This is a genomic window from Candidatus Desulfolinea nitratireducens, from assembly GCF_982879505.1.
This window is the reverse complement of record NZ_CEYOSI010000047.1, coordinates 1-16,851: the sequence shown is the minus strand read 5'-3', so window position 1 is coordinate 16,851 and position 16,851 is coordinate 1. Positions and strand designations below refer to the sequence as shown.

Genomic DNA, 16,851 nt, shown 5'->3' with positions numbered 1-16,851 from the left:
TTCACTGGGCGCTCATGCGCCCAGCATACGGCAAGTATGGCCTGACGCCATCTTGTTTCACTGGGCGCTCATGCGCCCAGCATACGGCAAGTATGGCCTGACGCCATCTTGCCTATTGTACTACGGAGAGCTCAATCACTATTGCATTTACCCGCGGAGACCTTATAATGTAATTAATCACAAGGAGGCTTTATGGAAGATATGCTTCGCCGTTTCTTTCGGGTACTCAACAAATATTTCATGGTTCCCATATTTCGATTGGGACTTGGCCCCCTCGTGGGAAATCCCATTACGGGCTATATCATGGTTTTAAGAACAGTCGGATCGAAAACGGGGAAAAGGCGATATGCACCAGTCAATTACGCTATTTTGGATGGGCATGTCTACGTTCTGTCTGGATTTGGGAAGATTGCCCATTGGTATAAAAATATTCTCGCCCAGCCGCAGATCGAAATGATCCTGCCCTCTGGCACGCTCTCAGGGAGGGCTGCCACCGTTACCGACGCGGATGTGTGGCTTCGGGCGACTCGCCAGATCCTGAAAAATGCCGGATTTGCCGGATTCCTGGCAGGATACAACGCTTTCACCATCTCAGATGAGGATCTGCGATCAAAAGGCGAGGAAATGGTCGTCATTCGCATTTCGCCAAATGGTCTTCGCAGCGGAGCAGCTGATCCCGGTGGCTGGTTGTGGCTCTGGCTGACGGTTGCGGTAATGGCTTTGATACTATATTTCTTTGTCTGGTAAATTAATTTAAGCCAAGCAGTACATACAGCTAATGGTGCAATAAATGTCCCGACGCACGGAATTCGTTCCCTACCGGCCCAAGACCATTCTCAACAAGCATAAACGTGCCGATCATTGGTTCTGGACGCGCTATAGCGCTTATCCCTACCTAGGCTGTCAACATGGCTGCGAGTTTTGTTATTGTCGTGAGCAGAAATTTTCACCCTATCAGGATGCGGACGATTTTGCTTATCTGATCAAAATCAAGGAAAATGCTCCCGAAGAATTGAGAAAAGCGCTCAGCCGCGCCAAAACGGATTTGATCTTTACCGGTGACTATCAACCCGCCGAGCGTAAATTCAAGCTCTCACGCAAAATGCTCGAAGTTTGTCTTGAGCAGGGCTTCCCTGTTTTTATTCTTGAACGTTCGCCGTTGGTCTTGCGAGATCTTGATCTTTTAAAGGATATCGAGGAACGTGCCCGCGCCGTGGTTTCTTTTAGCATTATCTCCACACCCGATTCTTCCAATTATGCACACATTCTCGAGATGGAAAGACTTGCGCCGCCGCCAGAGAAACGCTTTGCCGCCATGGAGAAAATTGCCGCGGCGGGTATTCTGACAGGCACCTCCATGATGCCCCTCCTCCCTGAATTATGTGATGATGATGCCAACCTTGAATCCATCATCCGCTGGACTGCCGACCACGGCGGGAGCTTCGTTCTTGCAGGCGGCTTGACTCTCTCCGACCAGCAGCGGGACTACTTTTTTTCTGTTCTCGGCGAACGCTTCCCTGATCTTTTACCCGCCTACAAAAAACACTATCCAAAAGGGAGTTATGGTTCCGTTGGCGATAATTGGCGAAAAACGGCTTTGCGCATCCGTGAGCTATGTGGCAAATATGGGATCAGCGACCGGATGCCACGTCCCATTATTCCGGGAGATAAGCGTGCAAAGAATAAAAAGATCGTTGAGATTTTGGCAAATAAAGTTTACACAATGGAACTTGAGCTTGCACCCAAGCATCGTGTCTGGGCTTATCGCAAAGCCGTCTGGGCGATTGAAGACCTGGAACAGGATATTGAGCTGGTTTATCGCACGATGGGATTTAAGGGCCTGCAGAGTATTGAAAATATCGGCCCCTCTTTGGGGAGAGAGGTGGAGAAAATATTATCTGATCTACGGTAGAGTTTTCGGTTTAATCGTTAAAAATCTGGTGGAGGTCACCAAATGAAGGAAAATCGATTGGCTAATTTTTCCCACTAGGCGAGATATAGGCCCTCGACCTTTTTCTCGACCTCGGGGGCTTCGCAGGAATTTCAAACTAAACTTTATGTCTTCTGACGAGCAAAGAAAAACCTTCAACACTCTTTTCTTTTATATTTAAGCTAGCCGTATAACAGCTTTGTAGATATGCTAATTACTGATTAGACCTCTTGCAAAAGTCCCTTTTTGACACTGCTCTAGCCGCCGTCCTCGGCGGCGGGGACGCCGCCGGGAGCACATATGCAAGAGATCTATTGAAATCCCTCTCCATTTTGATTTCTACCATGAGGGAGATACTCATTTCGCGTGGGGATGGAATTGTACGATTAGTACTTGGGAGTACGTGTTGCGTCAAAAGAAAATGTTACTATGAGGTAAACGTTGCCTCAAAAATAAATGTTACCGAACAAGCTTCCAAAGAATAGCGACATTATCATCAATCTGCTTTCTAAGAATAACAGGGTTGAGTTGATTATAAAGGAAAATCAGGCGGGCTTTGTGATCAATAGAAACAAGGTCAGAAGCTAAAACACGGCGGAAAGGGGTAGGAGAGCATCGTGAACTTCTTGTGGATAACTTCGCCCGTTTTGTCCGATTTGTAGAATCTGTGCATCAGGATAAATTCGCGTGATTCTGCTGCGATCTTCTCCAATTCCTCCAATCTGTAAATGTAGCCATTTTTCTTATACTCCCGCAACCCTTCAAGGACGGAGATCGTCGTGTGCAGAGATGAGTGCACAGCCCCGCTGCGATTGATGCGACAGTTGAAGCCCCCGTCCGGCATTTGGTGCTGGATGATGCAATCGACCACTGACTTTAGCATACCTTCGTCGATCCTAAAAAAGCAGGCGTAGTTCAGGAACATACCGTTGATACACAAATCGCTATCCGGGTTTTCTCGATAATCTCGGTGAGGATTGATGCCTCCATCTTCGCTTTTGTGATTGTGCGCAATTTTTAAGATGGATTCCTTGATTTCAGGGATATTAGGGGAAATATTCAGATGTTTCAAATCCAGCAGGGAGTAATGCGACGAGATCCACTTGACCTGATAAAAGCCTCGCCCCCAATGCCCTTCCGGTTTGCGAAAACGGAGAAATTGAGCGCCCCATCCTTCGGTTGCGATACGTTTTTGCAGTTCCGGTTTTTCAACCCCCAGGAGATCACGATGCACCTGGTATTGAATGGAGACATCGCCCTCTAGAAGCCAGGGGACAATGTCTTTTTCGGACAATCTAACAGACAATTTATCCATAATTAAAACCACCTATCAGCCTATAATGTAAGATTTTCACATTATTTGGATAATTATAATATACAGGTAAATTACAATCTCTCAAAGCCGTGTTTAAAATAAACTATAATCCCCATCAGACCAAAAATATTCGCGGAATTCGCAATATTCGTCCAAATTTGTGATCCAAAAGGATAAAAAAGATGAGCGAGAAATTTGAATTCGGGGGCGAAATTGCCTGGGAACCAACCCAAGACCATATCGAGAAAGCGCATCTGACTGCCTTTATGCGCCAGCACAATATCCCTGATTTTGAAACCTTGATGAAACGCTCCATCGAAGACGTCAGCTGGTTTACCGACGCCCTTCTCCAATACCTCAAAATTGAATTTTATAAACCATATTCGGCGGTTGCTGATTTTTCTCGTGGCATCCAGTGGCCAAAATGGTGCGTGGATGGGCAGATGAATATCGTCCACAACTGTGTCGATAAACGGATCGGCACGCCCGAAGAATCGAAGCCTGCCTTTATTTGGGAGAGCGAAGAGGGCAATAGTGGTGAGATGAGCTACGGTGAGCTTTATCGACAGGTCAATCAGGCTGCCAATGCCCTGCGCGAACTTGGTCTCGGTAAGGGCGATGCCATCGGCATCTATATGCCCATGGTTCCTGAAATCGTGGTCGCGCTGCTGGCGATCGCCAAGATCGGCGGGGTCATTCTGCCCCTCTTTTCAGGATACGGCGTCAGCGCGGTCGTTACACGGCTCGTGGATGCGGATGCCAAAGCCCTCTTCACAGCGGATGGAGTTTTCCGACGAGGGAAAGCGGTGGATATGAAATCCGTCGCCGACCAGGCTGCTGAGCAGACGCCAACATTGGCGCATATGATCGTCGTCAACCGTACCGGACTTGAGATCAACATGCGCGAGGGGCGCGATCATTGGTGGCACGAGATCATCCCCCGCCAATCCGAAAAAGCGGAGACCGAGATCACCGATGCCGAAGATCTGCTGATGATCATCTACACCTCCGGCACGACGGGGCGCCCAAAAGGAGCAGTCCACACCCATTGCGGATTTCCGATCAAAGCCGCACAGGATATGGCTTTCGGCACCGATCTGCATCCAGGAGAAATCCTCTATTGGATGAGCGATATGGGCTGGATGATGGGACCCTGGCTGGTTTTTGGGGCCTTGGTCCTGGGGGGAACATTTTTTATCTACGACGGCGCACCAGATTTTCCCGGCCCAGATCGTTTATGGGATATGGTCGCAAGGCATAAAGTGACAACCCTGGGAATTTCTCCGACTTTGGTGAGGGCATTGATTCCCAAAGGGAATCAGCATTTCGAAAAGCACGATCTTTCCAGCTTGCGCTTTTTTGCCTCAACGGGCGAACCCTGGAATCCAGATCCCTGGATGTGGCTTTTCGAAAAAGTCGGCAAAGGAAAAACACCGATCATCAACTATTCCGGCGGAACGGAAATCTCGGGTGGGATCGTGATGGGCAACCCGATTTTGCCGCTCAAAGCCTGCGCCTTCTCTGCCCCGACGCCCGGCATCGCTGCCGATGTGGTCGACGAAAAAGGGAATTCTGTTTCCGATCAGGTTGGGGAGTTGGTCATCCGAACTCCCTGGATCGGGATGACGCGTGGATTCTGGAAAGACCCCGAACGCTATATCGAGACCTATTGGTCGCAGTGGAAAGATGTCTGGGTGCACGGTGATTTCGCGGCCAAAGATTCGGATGGACTCTGGTATATCCTCGGTCGTTCGGATGACACGATCAAGGTCGCCGGAAAACGATTGGGGCCTGCCGAAGTGGAGTCGATTCTCGTCGAGCATCCGCAGGTGATCGAAGCAGCGGCGATCGGTGTTCCGGATCCTGTAAAGGGCAGCGCGGTAGTTGTATTTTGTGTATTGGCGGTAGATGCAGATCCGAACGATAATTTGCGTGATGAACTCCGCGCGATGGTCGCAACAGCGATGGGAAAACCCCTTGCCCCGAAAGAGATACTTTTCGTCAGCGATCTGCCCAAAACACGGAATGCCAAGGTCATGCGCCGCATGATCCGCTCGGCCTACCTCGGATTGGATCTGGGGGATACCTCCTCGCTGGTTAATGCCGAGACGATCGAAGAAATACGGGGGATGGGGTAGAGTAATATGTTCAATCTATAATTCCCTACAAGAGGGTACTAGATTTGCATTGCACTTTTCAAGTGCGTTGCAAATCAGGATTTAAGAGGGCGTTTATTTTGCTCGAATCTGCAACGCATCTTCCAGATGCAATGCAGATTCCGCTTCAGTGCAGGCAGTGACGAAAAAGGAAAGGGTCACACAACTAAAAAAGTGCCTTAATCAGGCACTTTTTCTTTTTATTGAGATTGTTTTTGTGACTTAAACTGTCTGTGTGAAGGGGCTTTGCTGCGTGGAGAGGATGCCCGGGAACGCTTCACTTGGCGTGGCGCGGGAGCCTGCCGAGGCGGGGCGGGAGCCGCATAGTCAAATCCCTGGATCGTTTGTCGTTCCAGTTTTTGTTTCATGATCTTTTCCAGCTTGCGGATCAAATCGCTATCATCTGGGGTAATGAAGGTGAAGGCTTTGCCGGTCCGTTTTGCCCGTCCGGTCCGCCCAATCCGGTGGATATAGGCGTCGGCGGTATCTGGCATATCAAAATTGATCACATGGGAAATATTTTCCACATCCAATCCACGCGCGGCAATATCGGTTGCGACCATAATTTGGAAAAGCCCGCTTTTAAATCCTTTGAGCGCATTCTGGCGCTGACCCTGTGTGCGGTTACTGTGCAGGCTGGTAACTTTGTAGTCGGCTTTTTTTAATTGTATGTCCAAACGGCGGGCGCGATGTTTGGTGCGGGTGAAGATCAGCACAGAATCCGTTTCCGTCTCTTTGAGCAATTCGAAAAGCAGGGCACGTTTCAGATGCTGCGGCACAGGATAAAGTGCGTGGGAAACTGTAAAGGCTGGACGACTGATCCCAAGCGTGATGCGCTGTGGTTTCGTCAGTGACTGATTCGCCAGCTTTTCAACTTCAGGAGGAAATGTGGCCGAAAATAGCATGGTCTGACGTTGAGCCGGAACGGCTTTGATAATCCGCCGCACATCGGGAAGAAAACCCATATCAAACATGCGGTCGGCTTCGTCGAGCACCAGGATTTCAATTTTATTAAGGCGGGCTTGTCCCTTGGCAACCAGATCCAGCAATCGGCCAGGGCAAGCGACGATGATCTCAACGCCCCTTTTCAGGGCCTGGATTTGCGGATTTGCGCCAACACCACCATAGACAGTTGTGCTGCGTATATGGGTGCCGGTTGACAGATCGCGGATGGTCTGGTGGATTTGTTCGGCAAGTTCGCGGGTGGGAGTGACGATCAGTGCGCGCGTTTCTTTGGGCTTGCCACTGAGCAATTTATGCAGGATGGGGAGAACAAAGGCAGCCGTTTTACCGGTTCCCGTTTGGGCGGTACCGACCAGATCCCGTCCCGCCATAGCGGCAGGGATGGCCTGGATTTGAATGGGTGTTGGCGTTTGATAGCCAACGCGTTTGATCCCCGTCTGTAGACGAGAATCCAGATTGAACTGATTGAAGTTCACAAATCTTCCTTTTCTTCAGAAGTCAGGCGGATGTCAAAAGGGGATCGAGCGGGGACTCAAAAGAATAACAAAATGCAACGACTGCTGAACTGATATAACAAGTAAGGTAGTTAATCTAACCGATAGTGGTATGGCTGTCAAGGAAATGTGTTTGCGTAATTTAAATTTCTGATAAAACACAGCGCGCGGTATACTTGCCCTATGCTCACTCCTGCGTCCATTTTGAAAGATACTTTTGGCTACGATAACTTTCGTCCGCTTCAGCGTGAAGTGATCGAAAATCTGCTTGCCGGACGCGACACACTTGGGATCATGCCCACTGGCGGCGGAAAATCGCTTTGTTACCAAATCCCCTCCCTGCTGCTTGATGGGCTCACCCTGGTTGTCTCACCGCTGATTGCGCTGATGAAAGATCAGGTCGAGCAGATGCTTGCCAGCGGGGTTCCAGCGGTAATGTTGAATAGCTCGCTCCCCTCTTCTGAATATCAAAAGAATATGGATTTGGTGAGGGATGGTGCGGTTAAGCTGCTTTATCTGGCCCCCGAAACCTTGCTAACTCCACGCATCTTCTCCCTTCTCTCCCAGACCAAACTTGCTCTGCTGACGATAGACGAAGCGCACTGCATTTCAGAGTGGGGGCACGACTTCCGCCCCGAATACCGACAAATCACGGAGGTGCGCCAGCGATACCCCAAGGCGACCTGCCTCGCCTTAACCGCGACCGCCACTCCACGCGTCCGCTCCGATATAAAATCCAGCCTGAACTTTGCCCAATCAAACGAATTTGTCGCCAGCTTCAATCGTGAGAATCTCTATATCGAAGTTGCCCCCAAAAATGATGCCCTCGGGCAAACCCTCCGGTTTTTGGAGGATCGAAAAGATCAATCCGGGATCATTTACTGCTTCTCGCGTCGTCAGGTGGATGAACTTGCGGGCTATCTTGAAATGAAAGGATTTTCCGTCCGCCCCTATCACGCTGGTCTGGAGGATGGCACCCGAAAGGCGAACCAGGAGGTCTTTATCCGTGATGATGTGCAAATAATCGTTGCGACCATCGCTTTTGGGATGGGGATCAATAAACCCAATGTCCGTTTTGTGATCCACTTTGATCTGCCGAAAAGCATCGAGGGTTATTATCAGGAAATTGGTCGTGCAGGACGAGACGATTTGCCAGCGCATTGTCTGCTTCTGTACAATTATTCAGATGTGTCCAAACAGCGCTATTTCATCAATCAAAAGGAAGGCAACGAGAAACGCGTCGCCTCTGAACATTTAGACACGCTTGTCCGTTATGCTGAAGATGAGATCAATTGTCGGCGTAAACCCCTTTTGGCATATTTTGGTGAAATCTATCCAACTGAAAATTGCGGCAACTGCGATAATTGCACATCAGAAGCACGGGAGTTGACCGACATCACCATCCCTGCACAGAAATTTCTCTCCTGCGTCAAACGAACGGGAGAACGTTTTGGCGCGGTACATATTACGGGAGTTTTGCGTGGATCAACGCGAAAGAAAATATTGAATTATGGACATAATAAGCTTTCAACTTATGGGATAGGTGCTGACCTGAGCAGAAAACAATGGAAACACCTCGCCCGTCAACTCACGCAGATGGGTTATCTTGCGAAAGAGGGGGAGTATCAGGTTTTGCACGTCACGCAGGAGGGGATGGATGCGCTCCGCAATCGCACAGAGATCATGGGGCGCATCCAGGAAGATGAACGCCAAAGCCGCAAAGTTCCCGAAAAACTGGATTACGATCAAGCCCTTTTTACCATCCTGCGCCAAAAACGGAAGGAATTGGCAGATGAAGCCGGTTTGCCACCCTATGTCATTTTTTCGGATAAAACCCTGGTGGAGATGAGCGCGTATTATCCGCAATCGTTAGACAGTGTTTTGAAAATGAGCGGTGTCGGGCAGGCAAAGCTAAGTCGATATGGCGAAATCTTTTTAGGAGAAATTAAAGCCTATTGTGAAAAAAAGGGCTTTCAGGAAAAAGAGAAAAGATCATATCGCGGGAGAAGCGATGCGAATAGTCGTTTTATGATCGTCGGTGAAATCTATAATGCCGGGGAGAGCATCCAAAGCCTCGCGGAACGGTATCAAGTCAAAACAGGTACGATCGTGAATCATTTAATGAGATTTGCCGCAGCGGGGAATCCGCTAAAAAAGGGAGCCGATTTGCAGTCGCTGACCTCCCTCTCCCCCGATGAACAAAGAAGAGCCACGCGAGCTTTTGACGAATTGGGCACAGAATTTCTAAAGCCGGTTTTTGAAAAACTGAATGGCGAGATTAGCTATGATGAGTTGAAAATCATGCGGCTGGTTACTTTGAGCCAACAGGAATAGAACTGCCCTAAATTTCACCTGATGAGCTCAACCTTTTTCCTGTTGGAACCTGAATTTCACAGCTTCTCATTTAGCTAAAGGGGGATTTTATGCCTCTATGGCCATTTGCTGAACTATCAGTGCCTGCAACTCATCCAGTGATTGACAGGCATCCATTGCCTCAGAATTTATCCACAGTTTCGGCTTTCCCTCTTGACGAATGAAAATAGCTGGTAGCGCCACATCGCTGATGTCATAATGCTCTTCCAATTCATCGCGGTGCAAGAAATTGATCTCATATTTCAATTCGTTGGTGAATTCCCGCCAGGAACTGCGCATCCCCAGATTATCGTAGGTCAATGCGCATAGACTGCACGGATAGGTTTCGGGTGAGATAATTTTATGGGCCCAATCTTTGACGAGATTGAAGAGACCACCATCAGCGTTGTACACGAAGAGAAGAGTATTCATGATGCTTGGACGAACTTTTTGTTGTTTATCTTACGATACCCAACCGGATCTAAATTCCTGGACTGGGAGAAAAAACACTCTTTTGATGAGTTGATATTGGGCATTAATTAATTCGAAAACGCAAGATTTCATCTCTCTCCCTCGTGCTATAATTCTATACGTTATTTTTTGAACAAGTTGTTTTTTGTTGAAAGGTCTCAATTATGGATAGTCTCAACAGACCACGAGCAGCATCCCATGGAGGAACAGGCTTCCTGCCACCTACAGTCACTAATATTGAAGACACAGGTCTTCCCTCACTTTGGTTGCAAGATTTGGCATTGAAAATCATCTACTCTCAAGGATATCTCACGGGATTTAGGATTGCGGAAGAACTTGCACTCCCCTTTGCAGGTGTGACCGATGATATTCTTTCAGAATTGAAAAAAGAAAAACTAATTGAGGTCAAATCTGCCCAACAAACGGGGCTTGGTTCCAGTTCTTACCTGTACGCAATGACGGGTAAGGGCAATATTCGTGCTCAGGAAGCTTTAATGCGCAGCCAATACGCAGGCGCTGCGCCTGTCCCCATTGAAACATATAATAATGCTGTCCGTAATCAGGCGCAGGGACGTGTTGTGGTCACATCCCGTTCCATGCGCCAGCTCATGTCGCAGCTCGTTCTCTCTGAGGAGACATTCCAGCGTCTGGGACCAGCCCTCAATTCTGGCGCATCCATCTTCCTTTATGGCCCTCCAGGTAACGGAAAAACCAGCATCGCCCGTTCATTTGGTAATTTGGTGATGAGCCAAAATATGTATATCCCCTTTGCCCTTTTTGTAGACGGGCAAGTTGTTAAAATGTACGATTCAGTTAACCATCAGCTCGTCAAAGAAGATAGTGGAAATGAGCGCGCCACAGGATCACTCAAAACAGGCATCCGTCGTGATCCGCGCTGGGTAAAGATCCACCGCCCCTTCATTGTTGTTGGTGGTGAGTTAACCTTAGCCGGGCTTGACCTTGTTTTTGATGATACCCACAAATTCTACGAAGCCCCTTTCCAGGTCAAAGCCAATGGCGGCATATTATTGATTGACGATTTTGGACGCCAACAAGTCCGCCCGCGTGATCTCCTCAACCGCTGGATTGTCCCGCTCGAAAATCGCGTCGATTTTCTCACTCTGCATACGGGTCGCAAGATCGAAATTCCCTTTGATGTTCTCGTTGTCTTCTCCACCAATCTTCCTCCCAAAGACCTCGTGGATGAAGCTTTTTTGCGTCGACTGCGGCATAAGATTGAAATTGGGGATCCCTCCTACGAAAGCTACCGGGAAATCTTCCGCCGTGTCGCACAGTCAAAAAAGGTTGAATATAACGATCAGGGGCTTGCTTACCTTTTGCAGGAGTGGTATATCAAACATAACCGTAAACTGCGTGCCTCGCATCCTCGCGATATTTGTGATCAAATTCTCGACATCTCACAATATCAATCCTCAGAACCAGTGATGACCCGCGAGATGATTGATCTCGCTGCGCAAGCCTACTTTGTTGATATTTAAGATTTATGCTTTCTCGACTTCCCTCCCCCGTGATTTTTGCCCATCGTGGAGCTTCAGCGTATCTCCCTGAAAATACGCTTGCAGCCTTCGAGTTGGCGCATCAACAGGGAGCAGATGGAATTGAATTGGATGTCAAACTCAGCGCAGATGGAATCCCGGTTGTCATCCACGATGCAACTGTAGATCGGACGACAAATGGCAGCGGGCGCGTCGCGGATCTTGAGCTTGCTACCCTTCAAAAATTGGATGCTGGGGATGGGCAGCAAATCCCCACCCTCGACGAGGTATTTGCCTCAATTGGTGGGCAGCTTCTCATCAATGTTGAGCTGACCAACTACAAAACCCCCACCGACCAACTTGTATCAAAAGTTGTCGAAGTGGTTGAAAAACATGCGCTCTCAAAGAGCATTCTCTTCTCATCATTCTTTTCCAATAACCTGAAACAGGCTGCCACTCTTTTGCCTCAAACTCCACGGGGGCTTTTAGCCCTCCCGGGTCTATTGGGATGGTGGGCGCGTACTTTTGGTTTTCGCTTTGGCGATTATCGGGCACTGCACCCTGTTTATAAAAACACCACACCCCAGCTGATCGATCGCGTCCATCGTTTGGGAAAACGCGTCCACGTTTGGACGGTCAACACCGCCGATGAGATGCGCCAACTCGCTAGGTGGAATGTGGATGGCATCTTTACTGACGATCCGCAGCTTGCTGTAGAAATTTTTGAGAGGGCTTAATGATTCCCAAAGAATGGCTTCACGCCGCAGAAAAGCGCCTCGACGGACAAACGCACCGCACGCCGCTAACTTATGATGCGGGGCGCGGTTTGTATATTAAATGGGAAAATCGCCAAAAGACAGGCTCCTTCAAAGCACGTGGTGCGCTAAATAAGGCCCTTACCCTTGAAGATTGGGAACAAGAAATGGGGCTGGTGACAGCCTCAGCGGGAAATCATGGACAAGGTGTGGCGCTGGCCGGGAAATTGGTGGGTGCTTCTGTAAAAGTCTTTGCTTCCAAAGATGCCCCTTTCGTTAAAGTAAACGCGATGCGTGCTCTCGGTGCGGAAGTGGCATTGGTCGAGGGTGGCTACCATGATGCTGAAGAAGCAGGCCTGGCTTTTGCAAAACGAAATGATGCTATATGGCTTTCCCCTTATAATGATGGGCATGTTGTGGCTGGGCAGGGAACGGTGGCCAGCGAAATTTTGCAGGAACACCCGGAAACTGCCGAAGCGACCTGGTTGGTTCCTGTGAGTGGGGGCGGTTTATTGGCAGGCATCAGCGCGGTTTTACGGAATTACTCTGCCGAGCACAAGCAAGCTAACCCGGCGCGCGTGATCGGCGTTCAGGTGGCTGCATCGGCATTTATGCATTCCCTTTTTTATCACGGAAACCAGGATAATGTAGAGGATCTTCCCACTTTGGCAGATGGACTTACTGGCGCAGTTGAGGCAGGTTCGATCACCATCCCCCTAATTAAAAAATATGTCGACGAAATTATTCTTGTTTCGGAGGAAGAAGTTGCTCAGGCGGTGGCCTTTGCCTGGTCAGAATATGGTGAGAAAATTGAAGGCTCAGGCGCAGTGGGACTGGCTGCGATTTTGAGTGGAAAAGTGACATTGCAACCGACGGTTATTATCGTTTCGGGAGGCAATATCCAGCCAGAAATCCATACTGAAATTCTTTCACGTTATGAGAAATAATAAGTTTTTATCTTTGGTTTTACTGCTGGTTTTAGGTATATCCCTTATTAACCCTGCCTTTGAATATGAGGTTCATGCGCAGGGGGAAACGCCACCTACTCAGGTTTTAGCCCTGCTGGAAAGGATGACACCTGAAGAGCGTGTCGGGCAGCTTTTTTTGATAAGTTTCGAAGGCGCAGAGATTGACCCTGAATCAAAATTTGCTGCACTGCTGGCCAATTATCCGATTGGCGGGGTAGTCTTGCGGGCAGAAAATGATAATTTTGTTGCCAGCCCTGAGACAATTAACACTACCTACCAATTAATTGCTGGTCTGCAGAAATCTGTATGGGAAGCTTCCCGGCAGACCTACGCAGATTCAACAACCAGCGAAACCCATCTGCCTGCTTATATTCCGCTTCTGATCGGCATCTCACAGGAAGGTGGCGGTGCGCCAAACGATCAGATTATTAGTGGGCTTACGCCCCTGCCCAGCCCAATGGCAATTGGTGCAACGTGGAAAACTGAACTTGCCACTGCGACGGGTGAAATCCTGGGGAGAGAACTTGCTGCTTTGGGGATCAATCTATATTTTGGTCCATCATTGGATTTACTGACCGAACCCAACCCTGACAAAAGCGGCGACATGGGAACCCGCTCTTTCGGAGGCAATCCATATTGGGTGGGCGAAATGGGGAAAGGTTTTATCAATGGATTACATATTGGCAGCAATGGAAAGATGCTGGTTGTGGCAAAACATTTCCCGGGCCGAGGCAGCGCCGACAGATCTCCCGCGGAGGAGATTGTCACCATTCGGAAAACTTTTGAAGAGTTAAAAGGAAATGAATTGGCCCCTTTCTCTGCTGCTGCGTCAGGCTTTTTCCCTGACCTCGAAAATATGGATGGCCTGCTTATTTCTCATATTCGCTATGAAGGCTTCCAGGGCAATATTCGCCCCACGACACGTCCGGTTAGCCTTGATGAGAAATCCCTTACCCTGATTTTGGCATCCGCTCCTTTTGATAAATGGCGTGCCGCAGGTGGTCTGACCATCAGTGATGATCTGGGGAGCCGCGCACTTCGCGACTTTTATGCCCCGGGTAATGATGATTTTTTCGCTCGCCTTGTAGCGCGGGATGCTTTTCTGGCAGGCAATGATCTCCTGTATTTGGGCAATATCATTTCCTCTGATTCTTCAGATACTTACGCTACTATTACCAAAACCCTCGAGTTTTTTGCCCAAAAATACCGTGAAGATTCAGCCTTTGCAACACGGGTGGATGAATCACTTATTCGCATTCTGACTCAAAAAACACGTCTTTATCCCTCTTTCTCTCTTAATGCAGCGCGCCCCTCTCTTTCCGGATTGGAAGAAATTGGGCAAGATCAGCAGATCACATTTAACATTGCCCAAAACGCCGCCACTCTGATCAGCCCCAGCATTAAAGACCTCGACTCTGTTCTTCCCTCCCCACCTGTCTTACAGGAGCGGATTATTTTTATTACCGATACGCAAACTGCTGCGCAATGTGGTCTTTGTGTAGAGCATACTACCTTTTCATCTTCAGCTCTTCCCGAGGCGGTTCTCCGCCTTTACGGGGAGCGTGGTGGCGATCAGATCATTGATGCCAATATATCGACCTATTCTTTTGAAGATTTTCTTATCTCAGTGGCCAGTGAAGAAATATCCTTTTTTGAAAATAATCTCCGCCAGGCCGATTGGGTCATCATCTCCCTCGCCAGCATTGAAACTCTCCCAATATTGCGCCAGCTTCTCGCTGATAATCAAACCATCCTGCGTGAGAAGAAAATCATCCTCTTTTCCTTTACTGCGCCCTATCTTCTTGATGCCACCGATATTTCCAAGCTGACTGCCTACTACGGCCTTTACAGCTACGCTCCACCTTTTCTGGATGTGGCTGCCCGTCTCCTCTTTAAGGAATTGACGCCGGTCGGTGCCTCACCTGTATCCATCCCGGGGACCAGCTATGATCTGAATACCGCTACCCAACCAGATCCGGCTCAACTCCTGACCCTAAACCTGGCCGTGCCCCTTGAACCATCTCTTGTCACTCCAGAAGCGGAACCCATCACCCCAGCCCCAACCCCGATTCCCATGTTTCTGATTGGTGATACGCTGGCAGTCCGCACTGGAGTGATCCTCGATCATAATGGTCGCACAGTTCCAGATAACACCCTGGTTGTTTTCTCTCTCGTAACAGGGGGCGAAAGCGGCTCTCATCTGCAAATCGAAACCGAGACAGTAGGTGGCGTGGCCCGTGCCAACTTTCAACTTGATCAAGCGGGTCTGCTGGATATTCGCGTTGCTAGCGGAGAAGCCAATGTTTCAGAGACTCTGCGTTTGGATATTTCTGGTGAAGGTGTTGCGGCTGCGGTCACTATCATCCCGCCAGATTCAGAGGAAACACCTACCATTTCACCTGCCATCTCTCCAACCCCTGAAAGAGATTCGTCATCCCTCTATCTTGACGGGGGTCAACCCCGCCTGGGCTTATGGTTTATTTCCCTTTTACTTTGGATTTTTGGTGCCTGGCTGGCATTTCTTGCAGGAAGACAGGCTAAATCTGTGCGTTGGGGGATACGCTGGGCTTTGTGCGTACTATTGGGAGGGCTATTGAGCTATAACTACTTCGCCCTAAATCTATCTGGAGCATCATGGGTGACAGCAGGAGGTATCATTGCTATGCTTGGTTTTGTCTTGTTGGGGGAAGTATTTGGTTGGTTGATTGGTTGGCTCTGGCTGCGGAGAGACCTGGGGGAGTAAAACTACATCGACTAATAAAAATAAATTATTCGAAGATTTTACTGATTTGGAACTCTTCTCTAAAAACTTAATTCCCCAGGGTTGCCAATAGACTAAGCAATAACATCCCGACGGCTACCCATGCCAACGCTTGCTCTGTGGGTTGGGTTAGAAGTTCGCCCAGGGTGAAAGCCGGTCTTTGTTGAAGCAATTGCGGGAGGGGGCTGGTGATGATCTCTTTTTGCCCGAGCAGGAAAAGGCGAAAATCCTCAACCGAATCAGGACGCTCATCAGGATGTAAGGAAATCGCCCAGCGGATGCCGCGTTGAGTGCGATTGCTGATCGACGAGTTGATCTCCTTGGGTGGTAGCAAGCTGTCTGGGTTCAGGAAACGGTTCCGTGCATCGGCGGGGGCTTTGTTTGTCAGCAAATGGTATAGGGTTGCCCCCAGGGAGTAGACATCACTGCGCACATCGGTATGCACGCCGTCGCTTCCATATTGTTCAAGCGGAGTATAAAGGATTGTCCCCTGCCCTTGAATAACGGTGATGGTCATTTCATCTGGAACGAGAACTTTTACCAGCCCAAAATCAACCAGTTTGACAAGCCCCGAGGGGGTTAGTTTGAGATTGCTGGGTTTGATATCCCGGTGAATGATGGGCGGATCCTGGCGGTGCAGGTAAGTGAGTGCATTGGCGATCTGGTTGGCCCAACCGAGAACTACATCTTCACGCAGGAATGTTTTTCGGCGGCGGGCATCCAGCATTAGATCGCGCAGATCCTCACCCGGAACATAATCCATCACGAGGTAGTCACGTTTATTTTGTGAGAAAAAATCGGAAACCTTGGGCAGATTGGGGTGATCAAGGCGCGCCAAAACAGTGGCCTCGCGCATAAATTGTTCGCGGGCCTCCTCGAAGATTTTGGCGGGGAGTGAGCGGTCGTGTTCAACTTCCTTGATGGCGCAAAGACGGCCTTCAAGCCGTTGGTCATCAGCGAGATAGATGCTGCCAATGCCGCCCTGACCAATCCGTTGACGAATTTTATAGCGACCACGCAAAACCTCCCCACTGTTGAGTGGGAGGGCCATGCAATTTCCAATCTGGTGGTCTGGCCACCTGATCTAATGGTAAACTGGTGTGTAGGTATTTTATTTCGGCGTAAAATCTTACACAAATTTTATTTTTCTGCTATATTATAAACGCCTTTAGCGTGGATTACGAGAGAAA

General features: G+C 49.1%; 12 protein-coding genes. 8 read left to right on the top strand and 4 right to left on the bottom strand.

Going from position 1 to position 16,851, the window contains the following annotated elements:
- Positions 1 to 192 precede the first annotated feature (192 nt).
- Together AC3DOM_RS06150 and AC3DOM_RS06145 are read left to right on the top strand one after the other, a co-directional pair.
- A complete protein-coding gene (locus AC3DOM_RS06150; RefSeq protein WP_487918153.1) occupies positions 193 to 747 on the top strand; it encodes a nitroreductase family deazaflavin-dependent oxidoreductase in 555 nt (184 codons plus the stop codon).
- 43 nt (positions 748 to 790) lie between these two features.
- Positions 791 to 1,912: a radical SAM protein gene (locus AC3DOM_RS06145; RefSeq protein WP_487918152.1), complete on the top strand. Its 1,122-nt coding sequence runs from the start codon at positions 791 to 793 to the stop codon at positions 1,910 to 1,912.
- Between the two features lie 595 nt (positions 1,913 to 2,507).
- On the opposite strand, the gene AC3DOM_RS06140 is transcribed toward AC3DOM_RS06145, so the two are convergent.
- Positions 2,508 to 3,245: a prenyltransferase/squalene oxidase repeat-containing protein gene (locus AC3DOM_RS06140; RefSeq protein WP_487918151.1), complete on the bottom strand. Its 738-nt coding sequence runs from the start codon at positions 3,243 to 3,245 to the stop codon at positions 2,508 to 2,510.
- Positions 3,246 to 3,427: 182 nt separating this feature from the next.
- On the opposite strand from AC3DOM_RS06140, the gene AC3DOM_RS06135 reads away from it, so the two are divergent.
- A complete protein-coding gene (locus AC3DOM_RS06135; protein WP_487918150.1) occupies positions 3,428 to 5,383 on the top strand; it encodes an AMP-binding protein in 1,956 nt (651 codons plus the stop codon).
- Between the two features lie 218 nt (positions 5,384 to 5,601).
- Here AC3DOM_RS06135 and AC3DOM_RS06130 read toward each other — a convergent pair whose 3' ends face one another.
- Positions 5,602 to 6,840 (bottom strand): DEAD/DEAH box helicase, encoded by a 1,239-nt coding sequence (locus AC3DOM_RS06130; protein WP_487918149.1) that lies wholly within the window; start codon positions 6,838 to 6,840, stop codon positions 5,602 to 5,604.
- Between the two features lie 201 nt (positions 6,841 to 7,041).
- Between AC3DOM_RS06130 and recQ the strand changes: the two genes are divergently transcribed.
- Positions 7,042 to 9,192 carry a DNA helicase RecQ gene (gene recQ, locus AC3DOM_RS06125; protein WP_487918148.1) on the top strand — a complete coding sequence of 717 codons (2,151 nt, stop codon included), beginning with the start codon at positions 7,042 to 7,044 and terminating at the stop codon, positions 9,190 to 9,192.
- 87 nt (positions 9,193 to 9,279) lie between these two features.
- Here the strand turns inward: recQ and AC3DOM_RS06120 are convergent, their stop codons facing one another.
- The gene (locus AC3DOM_RS06120; RefSeq protein ID WP_487918147.1) at positions 9,280 to 9,642 is read right to left on the bottom strand and encodes a hypothetical protein; all 363 of its coding nucleotides are present in this window, start codon (positions 9,640 to 9,642) and stop codon (positions 9,280 to 9,282) included.
- A gap of 203 nt (positions 9,643 to 9,845) precedes the next feature.
- On the opposite strand from AC3DOM_RS06120, the gene AC3DOM_RS06115 reads away from it, so the two are divergent.
- The 4 genes from AC3DOM_RS06115 to AC3DOM_RS06100 are packed head-to-tail and all read left to right on the top strand — an operon-like array spanning position 9,846 to position 15,643.
- Positions 9,846 to 11,180, top strand: a complete 1,335-nt coding sequence (locus tag AC3DOM_RS06115) for an AAA family ATPase (protein ID WP_487918146.1) — start codon at positions 9,846 to 9,848, stop codon at positions 11,178 to 11,180.
- A gap of 5 nt (positions 11,181 to 11,185) precedes the next feature.
- On the top strand, positions 11,186 to 11,914 hold the full coding sequence (locus tag AC3DOM_RS06110) for a glycerophosphodiester phosphodiesterase (RefSeq protein ID WP_487918145.1): 729 nt from the start codon (positions 11,186 to 11,188) through the stop codon (positions 11,912 to 11,914).
- The gene (locus AC3DOM_RS06105; protein ID WP_487918144.1) at positions 11,914 to 12,879 is read left to right on the top strand and encodes a threonine ammonia-lyase; all 966 of its coding nucleotides are present in this window, start codon (positions 11,914 to 11,916) and stop codon (positions 12,877 to 12,879) included. Before AC3DOM_RS06110 ends, AC3DOM_RS06105 begins: the two co-directional genes overlap by 1 nt.
- A complete protein-coding gene (locus tag AC3DOM_RS06100) occupies positions 12,869 to 15,643 on the top strand; it encodes a glycoside hydrolase family 3 N-terminal domain-containing protein (protein ID WP_487918143.1) in 2,775 nt (924 codons plus the stop codon). Before AC3DOM_RS06105 ends, AC3DOM_RS06100 begins: the two co-directional genes overlap by 11 nt.
- Positions 15,644 to 15,710: 67 nt before the next feature.
- Here the strand turns inward: AC3DOM_RS06100 and AC3DOM_RS06095 are convergent, their stop codons facing one another.
- On the bottom strand, positions 15,711 to 16,712 hold the full coding sequence (locus tag AC3DOM_RS06095) for a serine/threonine protein kinase (protein WP_487918142.1): 1,002 nt from the start codon (positions 16,710 to 16,712) through the stop codon (positions 15,711 to 15,713).
- Positions 16,713 to 16,851 lie beyond the last annotated feature (139 nt).

Bases quoted from the DNA above. Each gene is read 5' to 3' on its own strand.
- AC3DOM_RS06100 (WP_487918143.1), top strand. From the start codon at position 12,869: ATGAGAAATAATAAGTTTTTATCTTTGGTTTTACTGCTGGTTTTAGGT.
- AC3DOM_RS06150 (WP_487918153.1), top strand. From the start codon at position 193: ATGGAAGATATGCTTCGCCGTTTCTTTCGGGTACTCAACAAATATTTC.
- AC3DOM_RS06145 (WP_487918152.1), top strand. From the start codon at position 791: ATGTCCCGACGCACGGAATTCGTTCCCTACCGGCCCAAGACCATTCTC.
- AC3DOM_RS06135 (WP_487918150.1), top strand. From the start codon at position 3,428: ATGAGCGAGAAATTTGAATTCGGGGGCGAAATTGCCTGGGAACCAACC.
- recQ (WP_487918148.1), top strand. From the start codon at position 7,042: ATGCTCACTCCTGCGTCCATTTTGAAAGATACTTTTGGCTACGATAAC.
- AC3DOM_RS06095 (WP_487918142.1), bottom strand. From the start codon at position 16,712: ATGGCCCTCCCACTCAACAGTGGGGAGGTTTTGCGTGGTCGCTATAAA.
- AC3DOM_RS06120 (WP_487918147.1), bottom strand. From the start codon at position 9,642: ATGAATACTCTTCTCTTCGTGTACAACGCTGATGGTGGTCTCTTCAAT.
- AC3DOM_RS06110 (WP_487918145.1), top strand. From the start codon at position 11,186: ATGCTTTCTCGACTTCCCTCCCCCGTGATTTTTGCCCATCGTGGAGCT.
- AC3DOM_RS06115 (WP_487918146.1), top strand. From the start codon at position 9,846: ATGGATAGTCTCAACAGACCACGAGCAGCATCCCATGGAGGAACAGGC.
- AC3DOM_RS06105 (WP_487918144.1), top strand. From the start codon at position 11,914: ATGATTCCCAAAGAATGGCTTCACGCCGCAGAAAAGCGCCTCGACGGA.
- AC3DOM_RS06140 (WP_487918151.1), bottom strand. From the start codon at position 3,245: ATGGATAAATTGTCTGTTAGATTGTCCGAAAAAGACATTGTCCCCTGG.